Below are 18682 nucleotides of genomic sequence, written 5' to 3' on the forward strand. Positions count from 1 at the left end.
CTCAATGCAGGTTGGGCTGGGGACCAGCGCCGTGCTCGTCGATGGGATAGCCTCGCTCGAAGCGATCGAGGCGCAGGAAGCGGGCGACCGGATGGCTCTCGTCCTTGGCGATCAGATGCGCGAAACACCAGCCGGAAGCCGGTGTCGCCTTGAAGCCGCCGTAACACCAGCCGCAGTTCAGGTAGAGATTGTCGATCGGCGTGTGGCTGATGATCGGCGAGCCATCCATGCTCATATCCATGACCCCTCCCCAGGAGCGCAGCACGCGGACGCGCGAAAGGCCGGGGATCATCGACACCCCCTCCTCCATCACATGCTCGACCGTCGCCAGATTGCCGCGCTGGGCATAGGAATTGTAGCCGTCAATCTCGCCGCCGAAGACGAGGCCGCCCTTGTCGGACTGCGAGATATAGAAATGCCCCGCCCCATAGGTGATGACATGGTTGATCGCCGGCTTCAGCCCCTCGGTCACGAAGGCCTGCAGCATATGGCTTTCGATCGGCAGTTTCAGATCGGCCATCTGACCGACGCGCGAGGTGTTGCCCGCCGCTGCCAGCCCCAGCCTGCCGCAGCCGATGAAACCCTTCGACGTCTCGACGCCTGTCACTGCGCCGTTCTCGCGCCGGATGCCGGTCACCTCGCAATTCTGGATGAGATCGACACCCAGCCGGTCGGCAGCGCGGGCGTAGCCCCAGGCAACCGCGTCATGGCGCGCCGTGCCGCCGCGCTTCTGCAGCAGGCCGCCCATGATCGGGAAGCGCGCATGGTCGAAATTGAGGAAAGGCAGCATCTTCTTCAAGGCCGCCCGGTCGAGCAGCTCGGCCGGAACGCCCTCCATCCACATGGCATTGCCGCGGCGGATATAGGCATCCCGCTGGCCGTCATTATGGTAGAGGTTGATAACGCCGCGCTGCGACAGCATGGCGTTGTAGTTCAGGTCCCGCTCGAGACCTTCCCAGAGCTTCATCGAAAACTCGTAGAACGGCTCGTTGCCGGGCAGCATGTAATTGGAGCGCACGATCGTCGTGTTGCGGCCGACATTGCCCGAACCGAGGTAGCCCTTCTCCAGCACCGCGATGTTCTTGAGGCCGAATTCCTTGGCGAGATAATAGGCCGTCGCCAACCCATGCCCACCGCCGCCGACGATGATCACATCGTAGAAGGGCTTCGGTTCCGGCTGACGCCAGGCCGGCTTCCAGTTGAGGTTGCCCGTCAGCGCGTTCTTGACGATCGAGAATGCCGAATAGCGCATGCCAGTCCCAGTTCCCCCATCATGTCGCAGCGCCACATTTGCATAAGCCGCGACCAGCGCAAAGGCCGCCCTGGCAAAGACCGATCGAAAGCACCGCGCCTTGCTGTCGCAGCTCTAGCCGAACAGAGCTCGAGGCACAGTGCCAAATGCGGCACAGTCGGAAAAATTTGACGAACGAACCTTGAAAAGACCGGTAAGGAATGTGGATGTATAATCATTGTCCCGGACAACCGTACCGCTGTTTCCGGGCAAAATTCATCACCATGGTCGAAGACGGCGGAGAGGTGCAGGAAGCAAATGCTGGACATACTGGAAGAGGCGGCCGTGGCTGCGGGGCAAGCGATCCTCGAGGTCTACCATGCCGGTCCGGATGTCAGCTACAAGGCCGACTGTTCCCCCGTCACCGATGCCGATCAGAACGCGGAAAAGATCATCCTCGATCGCCTGGCAGCCGCTTTTCCGGACATCCCCGTCGTCGCCGAGGAAGCCGTTTCCGCCGGTCGCATTCCCGATATCGAGGGCAAATCCTTCTTTCTCGTCGATCCCCTCGACGGCACCAAGGAATTCCTCGGCCGCAACGACGACTTTACGGTCAATATCGCACTGATCGAAAAGGGTGAGCCCGTTGCCGGCGTGGTCTACGCGCCGGCGCTTGGAATCCTCTATGCCGCCAGCCGCAACAAGGCGAAAAAGGCTGTCGTCTCCGGCCAGCGCGAAATCGGCCCGCCGACAATCATCGGCTGCCGCAGCCGTGGCGACAGACTGGTGGCGCTGGCCAGCCGCTCCCACAACAGCCAGGAAACCATCGCCTACCTCGCCGAACACGGCATCACCGACTATGAATCGATCGGCTCCTCGCTGAAGTTCTGCCTACTCGCCGAAGGGCTGGCCGACATCTATCCGCGCCTCAGCCGCACGATGGAATGGGACACCGCGGCCGGCGACGCCGTCTTGCGGGCGGCGGGCGGCGAGACGGTGACCATGGACGGCAATCCGCTGTCCTATGGCAAGCGCAATCAGGGCTTCGACGTGGACTTCGCCAACCCGCATTTCGTGTCGCGGGGAAAAAACTGATCCGATTTCCCTGACCGGCGCAGGCTACCGGCCCTGATCCTCGTCTTTGCGGCAGCGGGGACCGCCGCCCGAAATTTCCCTTTGCAGACGACGCGGACACGGACCTCGTCCCCGGTCCGTCCCGCGCGCGTACCCTTCTCCTGACGACAAAGGAGAACCGCCCGATGAGCGAGACGACCGTCAATCTCGAACTGCCCTATATCCTGCCCTCCCAGCGCAGAAGCACGTCACCCATAACGAAGCGCTGCAGCACCTCGATGCCGTCACCCAGCTAACGGTGACCGCCACCTTGACAACCTCGCCTTCCGGCAGGATGGCGACTGGATCTTTATTACCCCGAAGGAGGGCTGGCGCGGCTGGTTCCTAGCCGAGGACAAAATGAAGATTCATGACGGCGGCGCCTGGGCCGCCTATGACGCCATCGGCACGCCTACGTCTCTCGGCATCAACACCACCGCCGACAGCACGAACCGGCTCGCCGTCTCGGCGGCGGCCACGCTGCTCACTCATGACGGGAACGGCCACCAGGTGAAAGTGAACAAGGTCGCAGCCGGCGATACGGCGAGCCTGTTGTTCCAGAGCGGCTGGTCCGGCCGGGCGGAAATGGGTCTCACCGGCTCGAATGACTTCCCCGTCAAGGTCAGTCGCGACGGCTCGGTCTGGACCGCGGCGCTCAGCATCACCGGCCAGGGCCAGGTGCGCATGCCGCAGCGGCCGCTGGTGCGGGCGACGCGCGATGGCGGCGTGTTGACGCCCTCCTCCGGTTCGCAGACCGGCTTTTCCACCCTGAGCATCAACCAGGGCGGCTTCAGCCTCGGCGCCGCCGTCGCGGGTGGCGGCAACCGGCTGATCGTCCCGGCAACAGCGCCTTACTTCGTCTGCCTCGGTGTCGAAGCCAACCCCGCCGGTGCCTTTTCCGTCGCTGTCAAGGTCAACTAAACGACGAGCATCAACGACAATGACACAGCCTCCACCTCCTAAAGCAACTGCGCCATCGGCATGACGCTTCTGAACGCCGGCGACTGGTTGGTGCTGGTGCACACCGGTACCACGCCGCTGGATTTTGGCTATGACAAGACAGAACTGACGGTGGTGATGTTGTGAGGCGGCCGGGCAGCGGACGCGCGGTATGTAGCCGCTTCGCCGTTCACCCAATGCGCCGATTTCTCTTGCTGAGCGAAAGCTCTCATCCCGTCTTCCTCGCCCTGTGGCGGGGATCCAGCCACCGCGCGTCCGCACGGTGAGAGAATCTATTCCGTCTTGTTAAGAAGAGAGCCTTTAGCGCCGCAGAAGCGGCGCTGCTGGATCCCCGCCACAAGCGCGAGGAAGACGGAGGTGTGGGATTGCACCAAATGGACACCCCACAGACGGAGGATACGTCCTAAACCGGCACTGCGTCGTCCGGCACCGGCGTTTCCTCGCCCGCAATCGTCACTTCATCTTCCTTCTCCGGCGGCCTGATGCGGAACCAGGCGAGGTAGAGCGCCGGCAGGAACAGCAGCGTCAGCACCGTGCCGACGATGATGCCGCCCATCATGGCGTAGGCCATCGGACCCCAGAAGATTTCGCGGGCAATCGGGATCAGCGCCAGGCTGGCCGCTGCCGCCGTCAGCATGATTGGCCGCATGCGGTGTTCCGTCGCCTCCTGCACCGCGCGCCAGGGCGCCATGCCTTCCTTGCGCAGGTCCTCGATCTGCACGACGAGGATGACCGAGTTGCGGATCAGGATGCCGATCAGCGCCAGAATGCCAAGGATGGCGACGAAGCCCATCGGCGAATTGCTCGACAGGAGGGCCGCGACCACGCCGATCAGCGCCAACGGCGCCACCGCGAAGACGAGGAACAGCCGCGAGAAGCTCTGAAGCTGGATCATCAGGATCGTCGCCATGACGAACAGCATCAAAGGCACGACGGCGGCGATCGGCGCCTGGCTCTTGCCGCTTTCCTCGACACTGCCGCCGACTTCTACCTTGTATCCCGGCGGCAGTTTTTCGGCATAGGCGGCCACGTCCTTTTCCAGCTGCGCGACAATCGTCGCCGGCTGCGTCGGACCATGGATGCCCGCCTTCACAGTCAGCGTCGGCATTCGCGAGCGGCGCCAGACGACCGGCTGTTCCATTTCGTAGCGGAAGCTCGCAACGGCGGCGAGCGGCACGGAATTGCCGCTGGCGCCCGGAAGCTGCAGGTCGCGCAGGGTCTCGATCGATTGCCGCTCGGCGGCCTTTGCACGCGCGACGACATTGATCAGGTAGATATCGTCGCGCACCTGCGTCACCGTCGTTCCGCCGACAATGCCGTTCAGCGCTGACGAAATGTCCTGCGAAGTCACGCCAAGCTGGCGCGCCTTGTCCTGCAGCACGTCCACCTTGATCACGCGCGCGGGTTCGTTCCAGTCATAGACGACATCGCCGAGCAGCGGATTGCGCCCGAGAATGCTGCCGAGCTCGAGCGCATGCCTGCGTACCTCGCCGATATCGCGCCCGCTGACGCGGTATTGCACCGGACGGCCGACCGGCGGACCGATGTCGAGCAGCTTCACATAGGCGTCGGTGCCGACAAAGGTTTCCTTCAGATATTTCTGCAGGTCGGCACGCAGCTTGTCGCGCGCTTCCAGGCTCTTCGTCACGATGATCGTCTGGCCGAAGGACGTATCCGGCGGCTGCACGTCGAAGGAGAGAACGAAGCGCACCGCGCCCTGCCCGACATAGGTGGACCAGCGCTCGACATCGGGATTGCCGACGAGCTTCTCCTGTTCGAACTTCGCCATCTGCGCATTGGTCTCGGTAATCGACGCATTCTGCGGCAGCGACCAGTCGACGATCAGTTCGAGGCGATCGGAAGACGGGAAGAACTGCTGCTGGACGCGGCCCATGCCGAAGACGGAAGCCGCGAAGATGATCACAGTAAAGGCGATCGTCACCCAGCGCCAGCGCATGCACCAGAGGAGAAGGCCGGAAAACACGCGCGCCAACGGGCCTTTTTCGCCATGATGCTGCTTCATGGTTTTCGGGAGAATGGTCACGCCAAGCAAAGGCGCGAACACGACCGCGACGATCCAGGAGACCAGCAGTGAAACGGCGATGACGACGAACAGGGTGAACGTGAATTCGCCGGCGGCGCTGTTGTTGAGGCCGACCGGAATGAAGCTCGCGACCGTGACGAGCGTACCGGTCAGCATCGGGAAGGCCGTCGATGTATAGACATAGGTCGCCGCCTTGCGCAGCGAATCACCTGCCTCCAGCCGCGCCACCATCATTTCGACGGCAATCATGGCATCGTCGACCAGAAGGCCGAGCGCGATGATGAGCGCGCCGAGCGAGATGCGCTGCAAAGAAATTCCGAAATAGGACATGACGACGAAGGTGATGGCGAGCGTCAGCGGGATCGACAGCGCCACGACGAAACCGGCGCGCATTCCGAGGCTGACGAAGCTGACGGCAAGAACGATGATCACCGCTTCCGCCAGACCACGGGTGAAGCCCGATACGGCTTCCTCGACGATCAGCGGCTGGTCGGAGACGAGGTGCACGCCGACACCGACCGGCAACTCCGCCTCGACCTGTTTGATCTGCTCCTCGACCGCTGCGCCGAATTCCAAAAGGTTGGCACCCTGTTTCATGCCGATCGCCAACCCGATGGCCGGCTGTCCATCAAACCGGAACAGCGCCGACGGCGGATCGGTGTAGCCGCGGGTGATCGTGGCAATGTCGCTCAGCCGGAAGAAGCGGTTGTTGACCTGCAGATTGACGGCGCGCAGGCTGTCTTCCGACGTGAACTGGCCGTTGACGCGAATGCTGAGCCGCTCGCCTTCCGCCTGCACGACGCCGGAGGGTGCGATGGCGTTTTGCGCCTGCAGCGTGGCGACGACCTCGTTCTGATTGATGCCGAGCGCCGCCAACTGGCGCGTCGAGAATTCGAGATAGATCACCTCGTCCTGCGCGCCGATGATATCGACCTTGCCGATATTCGGGACGGTGAGGATCTGCCGGCGGGCATCCTCGACATAGTCGCGCAATTGCCGCTGGGTCAGGCCATCGGCAGTGAAGGCATAGATATTGCCGAACACGTCGCCGAACCGGTCGTTGAACGACGGGCCAAGCACGCCCGACGGAAACTGGCCGCGGATGTCGCCGATCATGTTGCGGACGGTTACCCAGATCGAGGCGACGTCACGTGCCTTCGTCGTCGGCTTCAGGTTGACGAAGACGAGCGTCTGCCCCGGCGTGGTGATACTGCGCGTGTAATCCAGCGATTCCAGCTCTTCCAGCTTGCGCTCGATACGCTCGGTCACCTGCCGCGTGGTTTCCTCGACCGAGGCGCCCGGCCATTGCGCCGAAATCGTCATGGTCTTGATGGTGAAGGACGGGTCTTCCTCGCGGCCGAGGCTCAGGTAAGAGAAGAAGCCGAGCAGGCCGAAGACGATCATGAAATACCAGACCATCGATGCATGATCGAGCGCCCAGTCGGAAAGGTTGAACTTCTTCATGAACGCGCCCCGTCTTCGAATTTCACTTTCTGGCCCTCCTCGAGGCTGTGGGTCCCGGCGGTGACGATGCGCATGCCGGGCTCAAGCCCGGACGTAACGACGACGAAGCGGCCAAGTTCAGTACCCTTGCCGATGTCGCGGGCGCTCACCGTCTGCTTCTCCTGATCGACGATCCAGACATAGGACTTGCCGTCCCGCTCGATGATCGCCGTCTGTGGAACGACGATTTGTTCTGCTGCGTCATCTGCGAGCGTGGCGGTGATCGTCGTTCCCAAGCGGAAACTTGGCGGCGGGTTTTCAAGGGCGATCTTGACGCGGCGCGTCCGCGTCGCGGCATCCGCAGCCGGTGCGATCTCTCGCACCTTGCCATTCACTTTCACCTCCGGATTGATCTGTAGCGAGACAGAGAACACGGTCCCGACCGGCAGGAGCGCGCTGCCATCAGGCACGTCGACGACGGCATCGCGATCATCGGGCCGTGCGACCGTCACGATCGTCTCGCCCGCGGACACCACTTGACCGACTTCCGCGCCGGTTGAGGTGACGACACCATCATATTCCGACTTGATCTGCGTGTAGGACAGTTGCTCCTCGGCTTTCGAAAGGCCGGTGCGCGCCCTGACGAGCCCGGCCAGCGCCGCCTCGCGGCTCTGTTCGGCGCTTTCGACCGTTGCCTGCGTCGCGACGTCGGTTTTCAACAGTGTCCGCATGCGCTCTTCGGCGGCGGTGGCGTTCGCCAGCGTCGCTTCGGCGCTTGCCAGATCGGCTCTTGCCGAGCGGATGGCAAGCTCGAAGGCGGTCGGATCCAGCGCCGCGAGCGGCTCGCCGCGCGTCACCATATCACCTGTGTCGACGTTTCGCGCCACGAGGCGTCCGATGACACGAAACCCGAGGGCCGTCTGAACCTTGGGTTGGACGGTCCCGGCATAGCTGGAGCCGGCGACAGGCTGGAGCGAGACGATCTGCGACAAAACGGGACGGACGACTTCGTGCGCTGGTTCTTCCTTCTCCTCACATCCGGACAGCAGGAAGAGGCTGAGCGGCAGCAGTGTGAGGGCGGTTTTGAAGGTGTTCATTTCGCCTGCTCCTTGGTCGCGGTGACGACCAGTCCGGGACGCAACATCTTCGTCCCGTCGATAACCACCTGCTCGCCTTCCTCGATGCCCGATGCGATCAGAACCCGGCCGGTTTCGTAGGAATTGATCGTCACGGCCCGAAGGCTGACAGTGCTGTCCTTCGGGTCGACAACCCAGACCGCAGGTTTTCCCTCCAGCGCCGAGAGCGCCGTCCAGGGCAGGATCACCACCTTGACCGGCTGGGAATCGGCTTGACCGATCACCGAGGAACCGAGCGTCATGCGGTCCGGCGTGTCATCGATGGCGATCTTGACGCGCACCGTTCCGGTCGCAGCGTCGATAGTCGGCGAGACTTCGCTGATCGTGCCGGTGGTCTTGACGCTGGGATCACTGATCAGTGCCAATTGGATCTTGGGCTCTGCCGGCCTGGCAAACAGCAGCGATTCATAGACGTCGAAGATCGCATCGCGCGCGCCGTCCTGCGCGACCGTGTACATCGTCTGCGCCGCCTGCACCACCTGCCCCGTTTCCGCATTGCGTACGGTGACCACGCCATCTGCCTCTGCCCGAAGCTCCGTATAGGTCAGCGCGTTGCGCGCCGTAGCCAACTGGGCCCTGGCTGCGTCAAGCGCGCCCTTTGCCGTCCGCTCTGCGGTCTGGGCAAGATCGAAATCGCGCCGCGTGGTAAAGCCTTGTCTCAACAAGGCGGTCTGGCGCTCGAGCACTGCCGACGTCTGGCGCACCTGGGCTTCCGCAGCGCGCACGGACGCCTCGGATGCCTCGACGTCCGCCTTCTGCTCCTGCGGGTCGAGCCGCGCCAGCACCTCGCCCACTGTCACATGCGACCCGACATCCGCGGTCCACTCGCTGATCTGGCCGCTGACCCGAAAGGCAAGATTGGCCTGAACATGGGCGACGACTTCGCCGGTCAACGCTATCGTCTGACGGTGCTCGACAAAGGTCGCCGTTGTGGCGCGAACCGTGGCCGTGGTTTTTTCGGGAGGCTTGGTTTCACCCTGGCATGACGCCAGTAACAGCGTGGCGGCGATCAATGGCCCAAACGCGCCAAACAGGAAATTTCGTTTCACGCTCATCTGCGCTGCTCACCCGATATCGATGCAGAACCATTTATTGTGGACCCTCAATATACACGGTTGGCGGCAATGACAAGCCAACCGAACAGGCAAGGCGCAATCACATCGGGGACAAGAATGCACGCTTGGCCACTCAGACAGGCCTACAGACGAAACTATGCAGATTTAATGCCAAAGTGCAGAATAAACCGAAGGTTGTACGTGCCTGAACTCAAGATTGGCCCGGTATTGCAAGGCCGAGAAGACTGCCGACCGACACTTCATTGAAGGGTTTGCTGATCCGCGGAATATCACGCAGTGGCGCAGGAAAAATCGTGTCCTCGCCATAGCCGCTGACGAATCCGAAGGCCACGCCGCGTGCGACCAGGATACCGGCGAAATCGAAGCTCGTCTCAGCACCGAGATTGACGTCGAGAAGAGCAAAATCGAAGGATTGCGCTTCGATGAGGGCACTGGCTTCAGCCGAGTTGGTGGCAATCTCGACATGCTCGATGCCGAGCGACTTCAGAATGTCCTCGGCCTCCATGGCAATGATGAAATTGTCTTCCAGCACCAGCACGCGCTTCATCAAAAGTGGAATCTCCGCAAGCGCCGCCAATATTGGTTCCCATCTTCCTTCGACCGCTCACGTGTGAATCGCGGTCTTCAACCGGACAAGTAAGGCAAGCGCGGCGCAGCGACATTTAAATAAGACATGTGGCTGATCAACAGCGTTGGTTCCGCACTCCTTGCCGTAGACATTCAAATGAACGGACGGCCTTTTTCGTGATGTCCTTCCCAGCCGGAAATCTTCATCAAACCTTCGTCGTCAAGGATGTCGCAGCCGCGGTCGGCCCAGCGAATCAGCTTGCGTTCGCCGAGCTTCTTCAGCGTCTTGTTGGTGTGGACGATCGAAAGCCCGAGCGTATCGGCGACATGCTGCTGGGTGATCGGAATGGAGACGCGCTCGCCTTTGAAAAGATTGGTCGCCTTGGCACGTTGATAGAGAAACGCGAGAAGATAGGCCGCCCGTTCCAGTGCCGAGCGGCGGCCTATGCTGAGCAGGTTTTCATCGAGGATGCGCTCTTCCTGCGCTGCAATCCAGGTCAGATCATAGGCAAGATCCGGATAGCTGCGATAGAGCGTACCGAGTTTGTCGCGCTCGAAAACGCACAGCGTCACGGGTGACAGCGCCTCGACCGAATGCTGCATCTCACCCATGAGGCTGCCCTGAAGGCCGATCAGATCGCCCGGCATCATATAGTTCAGTATCTGTCGGCGGCCATCGTCCAGCATCTTGTAGCGAAAGCCCCAGCCCGAAAGCACGGTGAAGAGATGCGCGCTGTGCGAGCCTTCCACCAGGATCGTCGTTCCCGCGTCCACGACCAGTTCGCCGGTCTTGAAGTTCGACACGAATTCGAGCTCATCCGGCTTGAACTCACGGAAATGCTTAAGACCCCGCAAGGGACACTGTTCGCAGGGCGTCCGTCTGTTGTTGCGGCTTTTCGGCGCGACCATTGGGTCCTCGATGAGTGAAAGCAGCCGCGAGGCAGTGCTTTGATTTATAATTAAAATTAGAGGCCAATGTTTTTCCGGCAAGGGGAGTTCGCAAAGCACGGGTGGACTTCTGTACCCGGCAAGCCTAGTTTTTCTCTTCGAGATCATACCCTTAAAGAACGGGACGGAACCGCGATGAACCATCCAGCCTTTGCCAGCAACCATGTCGCTGTTGTGACCGGAGCCGCTTCGGGCATCGGCCTTGCCGCCGCCAGGCGCTTCGCCGGCCTCGGCATGAACGTCGTGCTCTCCGATCTGCCGGGCGAACGGCTGGACAAGGCGGCGCGCGAGACGGCGGCGCTCTCCCCACATGGTCCCGACAGCGTGGCAGCCATTCCCGCGGATGTCGCGTCGGTCGAATCGCTGCAGGCGCTGGAACGGGACGCCGTCGCGCTATTCGGCCGCGTTCACGTGTTGATGAACAATGCCGGCATTCCGGGCAGCTCGATGTTCGGCGCGCAGGATGCGTGGGAAAAAGTGTTCGCCGTCAATCTGTGGGGCGTCGTCAACGGTTCGCGCATCTTTGCGCCCGGCATGATCGCCCACGGCCAGACCGGCCTCATCATCAATACCGGCTCCAAGCAGGGCATCACCACCCCACCCGGCGACCCCGCCTACAACGTGACGAAGGCCGGCGTCAAAGCCTTCACCGAGGCGCTGCAGCATGAATTTCGTAACATGCTCAATTGCAACATCACGGCGCACCTGCTCATTCCCGGCTTCGTCTATACGGGGCTGACGGCCCAGGGCCGCACGGAAAAGCCAGAGGGCGCCTGGACGCCGCAGGAAACTGTCGATTTCATGATGCAGAGCCTCGAAAACGATGACTTCTACATCCTTTGCCCGGACAATGACGTCGAGCGCGCAACCGACGAGAAACGCATCCTCTGGGCCGCCGGCGATATCATCGAGAACCGTCCACCGCTGTCGCGCTGGCATCCCGACTATGCCGACGCCTTCAAGGCGTTTCTGACGAAAGATCGTCCGAAAATCAGCTAAGGAATAGAGGCCGCGAGCGCCAGTTCGCGCCTTCGCGCGGTGGACGCTGTGTTCACATCGCAGGACTGGCGCGGCTTTCCTTTTGCTGCTTTGCTGCGGCCTGATCAAAAGGTTTCATGACATGACGAGCGGCATCCACCACATCACGCTGATCACCCGCAAGGTTCAGGCCAATGTCGATTTCTACGCCGGTTTTCTCGGCCTGCGCCTCGTCAAGCAGACGGCAGGTTTTGAAGACGCAATGCAGCTTCACCTGCTTTATGGCGATGCTATTGGATCGCCGGGATCGCTGGTGACGTTTCTCGTCTGGGAAGACGGTGCGCCGGGCCGGGTCGGCCACGGCCAGCCAAGCGAAATCGCCTTTGCCATTACGCCGGAAAGCATCGGCTTCTGGCTGACGCGCGCGCTGCAATACAATGTCACCGCGACCGGCCCGGCCCAGGAGTTCGGCGAACCTGTGATCCGGCTGAAGGATCCGGACGGTGTCATCGTCAAGCTTGTCGGCACTGATGCCGTCGCCACGCCCGCAGCCCATGCTACGCCCGACATCCCCGAGGAGAACGCAATCCGGCGACTGCGTGGCGCAACGATCCTGACGGCCAAGCCGGAGCGAACGGCAGCCTTCGTCGACCGGCATTTCGGCTACGCCGAAACGGCACATACCGACACGATCCGCCGTTTGACTTCCGAATCGGGCGATATCATCGACGTCCGCGATGCCGGCGGTTTCTGGACCGCAGCCCCCGGCACCGGCACGATCGACCATATCGCCTTCCGGGCAATCGATAAGCCCGCGGTGGATGATCTGCGCATACGCCTCGAGGCGGAGGACGCCGGAACGATCTCGGCCCACGATAGGAAATATTTCCTTTCGCTTTATGTGCGCGAGCCGGGCGGCACCCTGTTCGAATTCGCCACCGACGCGCCGGGCATGACGGTGGACGAAGACATTGCCACGCTCGGAACCCAGCTGTTCGTTCCCGAGCATTTCGGCGGCGACCTGGAATCCAATCTGGTCGTCCTGCCGCAATTCGCGCTGCCCGGCGAGGAGCGTTTTACCCAGCGCGACCTGCCCTTCATTCACCGCCTGCACCAGCCAAAGAACCCCGACGGCCGCACCATCGTGCTGCTGCATGGCAGTGGCGCCAACGAAACAAGCCTTCTGCCGCTTGGTCGGCAGATCGCCCCGAATTCATTGCTCTTCAGTCTCCGGGGCCGCAGCACGGAGGAAGGTTTCCCGCGCTTTTTCCGCCGGATCACGCCGTTCAGCTTCGACCAAAAGGATATCGCCTCCGAAGTTGAAGCTTTTGTCGCGATGATCGAGAGCGCCATTCCAGCCTATTGCATAGATCCCGAAAAGATGGTTTTCGTCGGCTATTCGAACGGTGCCAACATGCTGATCGCAACCATGCTGCTTCATCCGGGGCTGATCAGGAATGCCGCGCTGCTGCGGATGATGAACCCGCTGGAAACGGTACCGGAAGCTGATCTTTCCGGGACCAATATCCTGATGGTGACGGGAGCGACGGACGCCTATTCCCGCTATGCGCCGCCGCTTGAGGCCATTCTCCGCAATTCAGGGGCAAATCTCGAAACTCTGACGCTGAAAGCCGGGCACGAGATCGGCGACAAGGATGTGCAGGCCGTTCGGCAATGGCTGGAAACCATCGGGGCCTGATCACGCACGCTCAGGCTGTTTTGCGGGCCACATAATCCGCGAAGGCCTCGACAAAGGCCTTCAGTCGCCCCTTGGCATCCTCGTCAACAAGATTGCCTTCCTTGTCGAACAGCGACCCCGCCTTCGGCAGCATCAGCCGCTTGCCCGACCAGAGATCGGCACCGAGCGTGCGCATGACGGGAAGCCAGGCATTCTGGCTAAGCAACGTGCCGAAGGGTCCCGGTGACGTGCCGGCAAGGGCAAAGGCACGGCCGGCAAAGACGTTCGGCGCACCGGTCATCGAGGAACTCACCCAGTCGATGGCATTTTTGAAAACACCCGGTATGGAGTTGTTGTATTCCGGGGTGAACAGGATCACGCCATCGGCGGTGGCGATCTGGTCCTTCAGCACCTGCACGGCCTCCGGCACGCCTTCCCGTTCCACATCGGCATTGTAGAGTGGAATGCCCTCGATGGTTCCCGTGGTAAAGGTCACGCCTTGCGGCGCGAGCGGGAGCGCCGCATTCAAGAGCGCCTTGTTGAAGGACGCCTTTCTCAGGCTTCCGGAAATGCCGATCAGTTTTGTCATGCGGTGGTCCTTTTGCTTTACCGGAAGCATGGTCAGAAACGCGCAAATGTACAGATGAAAAAAGCCGGTGTATTTTTTGCCCTCATTACCGGCCTTGTGCCGGTAATCCAGCATCGCGATGTCCATCGCGTGAAAGAGTCTTCCGCGCCCAAGGACTTGCGCGCACTGGATACCCGCCACAAGGGCGGGCATGAGGGAGGCAAACGTGGCCTGAAACCCGGAAGGCATGCGCCCGGAGTTTCATTCCCACTTTTAAACCAGCGGCTTCAGCCGTGCTTCGATCTGGGCGCGCTTATGCTCCAGGAAAGGCGGCAGTGACAGGCCCTCGCCGAGGGTTTCCATCGACTCGTCAACCGCAAAGCCCGGTCCGTCCGTGGCGATCTCGAACAGGATGCCGTTCGGCTCGCGGAAATAGAGCGAGCGGAAATAGAAGCGCTCGACCTCGCCGCTCGACGGCAGGCGGAAACTCTGCAGCCGCGCGGTCCATTCATGCAGCGTCGCCTCGTCCGGAGCGCGGAAGGCGACATGATGAACAGCGCCCGCACCCTGCCGGGCAGCCGGTAATCCCGGCTGGACCGCGACATGCAGTTCTGCCGCCGGACCGCCCTCGCCCATCGAGAACACATGCACCTCGCCAATACCATCCGGTGACGGATACAGACGCATCTTGGTCATGTTCATCACATGCTCCAGAACCATCTGCGTGTTGGCGATATCCGGCACGCTCATGGTGATCGGACCGAGGCCCTTGATCTGATGTTCGGCCGGAACCGGGCTCTTGTCCCACGGATGGGACGGCGCCAGACCACCATCGTCGAGCAGCCGGAAGCGCTGGCCTTCGCCGTCTTCGAAGTCGAGGGAAACGCGACCGTCGATCTCGGCGACATCGCCGGCCGCGACCTTCAGCTGGTCAAGCCGCTCTTTCCACCAGACGACACTCTCGCGGCTACCGACCCGCAAACCGGTGCGCGCGATGCTGTGCGTGCCGCGGCCTTCCGGGCCGACCGGCCAGTCGAAGAACGTCAGGTCCGTGCCCGGCGTCGCCTGACCGTCGGCGTAGAAGAGATGATAGGCCGTCGTATCGTCTTGATTGACCGTCTTCTTGACCAGCCGCATGCCGAGCGTCTGCGTGTAGAAGCGCAGGTTCTCCGGTGCATTGGCGGTGATCGCCGTCAGATGGTGAATGCCCGTCAGTTGCAAGCTCATGGCTGCCTCCATTCGTGAATATGGGGCGAATATCGGCTTCCTGCGCCGTTTAATAAAGGGGGCCGACACGGACAGAATGTTCACCACACGTGAACGATGGAAGCACGCCCTCGCGCGAGGTGATCAAGGCCGGCGCTTCAGGTCGTTCAGGTAGGTATTTTCGCTTTTTGAAACATCGAAATTGACGGGATTGAGCGTCACAATCATCATCGTTTCGCCGTGGGATGCAGCGCCTGCGAGGAGGCTTCCGTCAGGTGCCGCAATGCGCGAGGACCCCGCGAAGGTGAAGCGTTCGTCAGCCCCGCAGTGATTGATGTAGGCGACGAAAACCTGGTTCTCGAAGGCGCGCGTCTGGATCATGTGATCGGTAATGAAGGTGCCGGAATATCCGGCCGGCAGCGCGGTCGGCACCAGCACCGCATCGGCTCCCGCCAAAGCCAGCCGCCGGACATTTTCCGGAAACTCCACGTCGTAGCAGATCAGCATGCCGCATTTGACGCCGCGATGCGTGAACAGCATCGTGCTCGGCTCGACCGCAGCAAACAGCGCGCGCTCATAGTCACCGTAGAGATGGGATTTGCGGTAGACGACGGGCTCTGCCGCGCCGTCGACATAAACCGCACTGTTGAAGACCTGGGAGCCCGCCTTCTCGGCAAAGCCGGCGATCACCGCCACCCCGGTCTCCGCCGAAATCGCCTGCAACCGCTTAACCAGCGGGCCATCCGCAGGCTCTGCCAGATCGCGGATGATATCGCCGGCGCCATAGCCCGTCAGTCCAAGCTCCGGCGTGATCAGCAGGCTTGCGCCCTTGTCAGCCGCATCCCTCGCCCCCTCACCGATACGCGCCAGATTGGCGGCGACGTCGCCGCTTTCCGATTTCATCTGCAGGGCGGCGAGCGTGATCATTTGTCGTCCGATGACATGGCGCCGAGCAGCTTCGGCAGATCGCCGAACCGCGCGACAAGCGAGAAAATGACGGCCGCCGTGACCACGAACAGGATCGTGACGGACGCCATGGTCGGCGTGTAGCCGTAGCGGAGCGCATTGAAGATCTTGATCGGCAGGGTCTCCATGGTGAAACCGATGGTCATGTAGGCGACGATATATTCGTTCAGCGACAGCACGAAGGCGAAGGCATAGCCCGAGACGATATAGGGCAGGATCAGCGGCAGGACGACGGTGCGGAAGATCGTGCGATCGTCGGCACCCATGGTGGCGGCAGCCTCGACCAACGACCGGTCAATCGCTGTGAAGCCAAGCGACAGGGTCACCAGCGGCAGCGTCACGAAGAAGATCGCGTGGCTCACCACGGCTGTCCACGGTTGGCCGTAAAAACCGGTGGTCGCCCAGAAGGTGAGCAGGCCGAGCGCGGTGATGACCGGCGGCAGCGTAAACGGCGCCACACCGAGAAGCTGGAAGATGTTCGCCCAGGGCGCGATCCGCCGCCACAGGAACCAGGCAAGCGGCAGTGCGATCGCCACAGCGAGCGCCGCCGACAGGATCGCCAGCGTCAGCGAGGCCAAGAGCGCGTTGCGCCATTCCGGATTGAGGAAGATTTCGCCATACCAGGAGAGCGAAAAGCCCTTGGGCGGAAAGGCGAGCGTCTGCTTCTCGTTCACCGACACGCCGGCAACGACGATCATTGGTAGCGCCAGGAACAGGCCGATCAGGAAGAAATAGATTTTGCTGAGCGCGCTTGTCATGCCGCTTCTCCCTTGCGTCCGGCAATGACCGTCAGAGCCACGAGGCCGAGCGTCACCAGCACCAGGAACACTGCCATGGCAGCCGCGAACGGCATGTTGGACTGGTAGATCGCCTGATCGGTGATGAGCACCGACAGGGTCCAGTGCTGCGGACGGCCGAGAATCTGCGGCAAGAGATAGGAACCGAGCGCGAAAATGAAGACCATGATCAGCGTCGCGGTGATGGTATTGCGCAACGCAGGCACGACGACCGTGAAAAAGGCCTTGAGCGGCGAAGCGCCGAGCGTCCGGGCTGCTTCGGTCAGTGTTGGATCGAGCCGCACCAGAGCCGGGTAAAGCACCAACACTGTATAAGGGAAAGCCTGATAGACCATGCCGGTCAAGACCGCGCCGAAGCTCGGAAGCAACGCCGTCGCCTCGCTCATGAGCCCCGCCATGACCAGGAGATTGGTGATGCCAGCGGTACGCGAAAACAGCGTCGACCAGGCAAAGCCGATGATGACTTCCGACAACGACAGGACCGAGAGCAGCGCCACCAGCCAGACGATCTGCACTTTTCTCGCCATGCGCGTCAGAAGATAGGTGAAGGGAACCGCGAGCACGACGCAGCAGATCGCAACCGCGATCGCCAGCATCAGCGAGAAGCCGAGCACGTTGGCGAAGAACAGGCTGAGGAATCGCTGGTAGTTCGAAAGTTCGAAGGCCGGCACGTAAAAGCCGCCCTGCTGGCGCTGGAAGAAGCTGACGGCGATCATCGTCGCAAAGGGCACGACAAAGAAGACGATGAGCATCATCGCCGGGAAGAACAAAGGCCCGTAATCGGCCAGGCGTTGCGGCGCTTCGCGTCTCATTTGGCAAGCACCACGCAAACGTCGGGCAACAGGACCACGCCGACCGGCTGGCCGACGGAAACTTCGGGCCGCGCCCGCGGCGTTGAGACGGCGACGATCTGGTGGCCGGCAATATCGACGAAGGTCTCGATCGTGCCGCCGAGATCGCGCACGAAGGTGACGGTCCCGGACAGCGCACCATTGCCAGGCGCCGTCAGATGCACGTCTTCCGGCCGGACCGACAGCGTCGCCCTTCTGATATTTGCGCCAAGCGAAATGCCCGCAACCGGCTGACCCAGCACGTTGACGCGGCCGGTGCTGTCGGTTTCCGCCTCGAGCAGGTTTGTGGAGCCAATGAAGTCGGCAACGAAGGTGTCGGCGGGACGCCGGTAGATTTCGATCGGTGACGCGGCCTGACGGATTTCACCGCCTTTCATGACGACGACCGTATCGGCCATGGTCATCGCCTCGCGCTGGTCGTGCGTCACCACGATGGTGGTGATGCCGAGCTGCTGCTGCAACTGACGCAGCTCCACCTGCATCGCCTCGCGCAGCTTGGCGTCCAGCGCCGAAAGCGGCTCATCGAGCAGGAACAGCTTTGGCGAGATCGCAAGGGCCCGGGCGATGGCAACGCGCTGGCGCTGGCCGCCAGAGAGCTTCGACACCGGCCGGTCGGCATAGCCGCCGAGATGGATCATCGACAGGAGTTCGTCGACCCGCTTTTTCTGCTCTTCCTTCGGCGCATTGCGGATCCGCAAGGGGTAGGCGATGTTCTCGCCGACCGTCAGATGCGGAAACAGCGCCAGCGACTGGAACACCATGCCCAGATTGCGCTTGTGGGTCGGGACCTGTGTGATGTCCTCACCATCGAGCCGGATGGCCCCGCCGGTCGGCAGGTCGAGCCCGGCGATCATCCTCAGCAGCGTGGTCTTGCCGCAGCCGGACGGCCCGAGCATGCAGACGAAGGTGCCGTGCGGCACCGTCAGCTCGACATTGTTGACCGCAGTGAAAGTCCCGAATTCCTTCGTGACGTTGTTGAGGGCGAGGCCTGACATTGTTTTCCCGTCTTTTCCCATCATGCCGAAAATTAATCTTCAGTTTACCGTTTCAGACGCGCGAAGGTCGGCGCGGTCTTTACCTCCTCCTTGAGGGGGGAGGTCGCAGCGAAGCTGCGGGTGGG

General features: G+C 61.9%; 16 protein-coding genes. 4 read left to right on the top strand and 12 right to left on the bottom strand.

Annotated features, from left to right (window positions below):
• Nucleotide 1: 1 nt before the first annotated feature.
• Nucleotides 2-1252, bottom strand: a complete 1251-nt coding sequence (locus tag WI754_RS20870; RefSeq protein WP_349435379.1) for a sarcosine oxidase subunit beta family protein — start codon at nucleotides 1250-1252, stop codon at nucleotides 2-4.
• A gap of 297 nt (nucleotides 1253-1549) precedes the next feature.
• Here WI754_RS20870 and cysQ point away from each other — a divergent pair, with 297 nt between their 5' ends.
• Nucleotides 1550-2326: a 3'(2'),5'-bisphosphate nucleotidase CysQ gene (gene cysQ / locus WI754_RS20875; protein ID WP_349435381.1), complete on the top strand. Its 777-nt coding sequence runs from the start codon at nucleotides 1550-1552 to the stop codon at nucleotides 2324-2326.
• Nucleotides 2327-2704: 378 nt separating this feature from the next.
• Complete coding sequence (locus WI754_RS20880) at nucleotides 2705-3265, top strand: hypothetical protein (RefSeq protein WP_349435383.1); 561 nt, start codon at nucleotides 2705-2707, stop codon at nucleotides 3263-3265.
• 442 nt (nucleotides 3266-3707) lie between these two features.
• Here WI754_RS20880 and WI754_RS20885 read toward each other — a convergent pair whose 3' ends face one another.
• The 5 genes from WI754_RS20885 to WI754_RS20905 all read right to left on the bottom strand — a co-directional run bounded on the left by WI754_RS20885 (nucleotide 3708) and on the right by WI754_RS20905 (nucleotide 10479).
• Complete coding sequence (locus WI754_RS20885; protein WP_349435385.1) at nucleotides 3708-6812, bottom strand: efflux RND transporter permease subunit; 3105 nt, start codon at nucleotides 6810-6812, stop codon at nucleotides 3708-3710.
• Nucleotides 6809-7888: an efflux RND transporter periplasmic adaptor subunit gene (locus tag WI754_RS20890; protein ID WP_349435386.1), complete on the bottom strand. Its 1080-nt coding sequence runs from the start codon at nucleotides 7886-7888 to the stop codon at nucleotides 6809-6811. The genes WI754_RS20885 and WI754_RS20890 overlap by 4 nt, the downstream gene beginning before the upstream one ends.
• Nucleotides 7885-8982, bottom strand: coding sequence for an efflux RND transporter periplasmic adaptor subunit (locus WI754_RS20895; RefSeq protein ID WP_349435387.1), 1098 nt, complete (start codon nucleotides 8980-8982; stop codon nucleotides 7885-7887). Before WI754_RS20895 ends, WI754_RS20890 begins: the two co-directional genes overlap by 4 nt.
• Before the next feature lie 211 nt (nucleotides 8983-9193).
• Complete coding sequence (locus tag WI754_RS20900; RefSeq protein WP_349435388.1) at nucleotides 9194-9550, bottom strand: response regulator; 357 nt, start codon at nucleotides 9548-9550, stop codon at nucleotides 9194-9196.
• Nucleotides 9551-9723: 173 nt separating this feature from the next.
• The gene (locus WI754_RS20905) at nucleotides 9724-10479 is read right to left on the bottom strand and encodes a Crp/Fnr family transcriptional regulator (RefSeq protein WP_349435389.1); all 756 of its coding nucleotides are present in this window, start codon (nucleotides 10477-10479) and stop codon (nucleotides 9724-9726) included.
• 174 nt (nucleotides 10480-10653) lie between these two features.
• Between WI754_RS20905 and WI754_RS20910 the strand changes: the two genes are divergently transcribed.
• Both WI754_RS20910 and WI754_RS20915 read left to right on the top strand, forming a co-directional pair.
• Entirely contained in the window at nucleotides 10654-11517 is an 864-nt protein-coding gene (locus tag WI754_RS20910) for an SDR family NAD(P)-dependent oxidoreductase (RefSeq protein WP_349435391.1), read from the top strand.
• Between the two features lie 121 nt (nucleotides 11518-11638).
• Nucleotides 11639-13195 carry a VOC family protein gene (locus WI754_RS20915; RefSeq protein WP_349435392.1) on the top strand — a complete coding sequence of 519 codons (1557 nt, stop codon included), beginning with the start codon at nucleotides 11639-11641 and terminating at the stop codon, nucleotides 13193-13195.
• Nucleotides 13196-13205: 10 nt separating this feature from the next.
• Here WI754_RS20915 and WI754_RS20920 read toward each other — a convergent pair whose 3' ends face one another.
• From WI754_RS20920 to WI754_RS20945, 6 genes are all read right to left on the bottom strand, one after another.
• On the bottom strand, nucleotides 13206-13763 hold the full coding sequence (locus WI754_RS20920; RefSeq protein WP_349435393.1) for an NADPH-dependent FMN reductase: 558 nt from the start codon (nucleotides 13761-13763) through the stop codon (nucleotides 13206-13208).
• Nucleotides 13764-14015: 252 nt separating this feature from the next.
• On the bottom strand, nucleotides 14016-14969 hold the full coding sequence (locus tag WI754_RS20925) for a ring-cleaving dioxygenase (RefSeq protein WP_349435395.1): 954 nt from the start codon (nucleotides 14967-14969) through the stop codon (nucleotides 14016-14018).
• Nucleotides 14970-15092: 123 nt separating this feature from the next.
• Complete coding sequence (locus WI754_RS20930) at nucleotides 15093-15875, bottom strand: carbon-nitrogen hydrolase family protein (protein ID WP_349435396.1); 783 nt, start codon at nucleotides 15873-15875, stop codon at nucleotides 15093-15095.
• Nucleotides 15872-16672 (bottom strand): ABC transporter permease, encoded by an 801-nt coding sequence (locus WI754_RS20935; protein WP_349435398.1) that lies wholly within the window; start codon nucleotides 16670-16672, stop codon nucleotides 15872-15874. Before WI754_RS20935 ends, WI754_RS20930 begins: the two co-directional genes overlap by 4 nt.
• Entirely contained in the window at nucleotides 16669-17523 is an 855-nt protein-coding gene (locus WI754_RS20940; protein ID WP_349435399.1) for an ABC transporter permease, read from the bottom strand. The genes WI754_RS20935 and WI754_RS20940 overlap by 4 nt, the downstream gene beginning before the upstream one ends.
• The gene (locus tag WI754_RS20945; RefSeq protein ID WP_349435400.1) at nucleotides 17520-18557 is read right to left on the bottom strand and encodes an ABC transporter ATP-binding protein; all 1038 of its coding nucleotides are present in this window, start codon (nucleotides 18555-18557) and stop codon (nucleotides 17520-17522) included. The genes WI754_RS20940 and WI754_RS20945 overlap by 4 nt, the downstream gene beginning before the upstream one ends.
• Between the last annotated feature and the right edge of the window lie 125 nt (nucleotides 18558-18682).

The sequence above is a fragment of the Pararhizobium sp. A13 genome, from assembly GCF_040126305.1.
GTDB lineage: Bacteria > Pseudomonadota > Alphaproteobacteria > Rhizobiales > Rhizobiaceae > Pararhizobium.

What these genes read in the sequence shown, in the direction of transcription:
- WI754_RS20870 (WP_349435379.1), bottom strand. Translation starts at nt 1,252, where the DNA reads ATGCGCTATTCGGCATTCTCGATCGTCAAGAACGCGCTGACGGGCAAC.
- cysQ (WP_349435381.1), top strand. Translation starts at nt 1,550, where the DNA reads ATGCTGGACATACTGGAAGAGGCGGCCGTGGCTGCGGGGCAAGCGATC.
- WI754_RS20880 (WP_349435383.1), top strand. Translation starts at nt 2,705, where the DNA reads ATGAAGATTCATGACGGCGGCGCCTGGGCCGCCTATGACGCCATCGGC.
- WI754_RS20885 (WP_349435385.1), bottom strand. Translation starts at nt 6,812, where the DNA reads ATGAAGAAGTTCAACCTTTCCGACTGGGCGCTCGATCATGCATCGATG.
- WI754_RS20890 (WP_349435386.1), bottom strand. Translation starts at nt 7,888, where the DNA reads ATGAACACCTTCAAAACCGCCCTCACACTGCTGCCGCTCAGCCTCTTC.
- WI754_RS20895 (WP_349435387.1), bottom strand. Translation starts at nt 8,982, where the DNA reads ATGAGCGTGAAACGAAATTTCCTGTTTGGCGCGTTTGGGCCATTGATC.
- WI754_RS20900 (WP_349435388.1), bottom strand. Translation starts at nt 9,550, where the DNA reads ATGAAGCGCGTGCTGGTGCTGGAAGACAATTTCATCATTGCCATGGAG.
- WI754_RS20905 (WP_349435389.1), bottom strand. Translation starts at nt 10,479, where the DNA reads ATGGTCGCGCCGAAAAGCCGCAACAACAGACGGACGCCCTGCGAACAG.
- WI754_RS20910 (WP_349435391.1), top strand. Translation starts at nt 10,654, where the DNA reads ATGAACCATCCAGCCTTTGCCAGCAACCATGTCGCTGTTGTGACCGGA.
- WI754_RS20915 (WP_349435392.1), top strand. Translation starts at nt 11,639, where the DNA reads ATGACGAGCGGCATCCACCACATCACGCTGATCACCCGCAAGGTTCAG.
- WI754_RS20920 (WP_349435393.1), bottom strand. Translation starts at nt 13,763, where the DNA reads ATGACAAAACTGATCGGCATTTCCGGAAGCCTGAGAAAGGCGTCCTTC.
- WI754_RS20925 (WP_349435395.1), bottom strand. Translation starts at nt 14,969, where the DNA reads ATGAGCTTGCAACTGACGGGCATTCACCATCTGACGGCGATCACCGCC.
- WI754_RS20930 (WP_349435396.1), bottom strand. Translation starts at nt 15,875, where the DNA reads ATGATCACGCTCGCCGCCCTGCAGATGAAATCGGAAAGCGGCGACGTC.
- WI754_RS20935 (WP_349435398.1), bottom strand. Translation starts at nt 16,672, where the DNA reads ATGACAAGCGCGCTCAGCAAAATCTATTTCTTCCTGATCGGCCTGTTC.
- WI754_RS20940 (WP_349435399.1), bottom strand. Translation starts at nt 17,523, where the DNA reads ATGAGACGCGAAGCGCCGCAACGCCTGGCCGATTACGGGCCTTTGTTC.
- WI754_RS20945 (WP_349435400.1), bottom strand. Translation starts at nt 18,557, where the DNA reads ATGTCAGGCCTCGCCCTCAACAACGTCACGAAGGAATTCGGGACTTTC.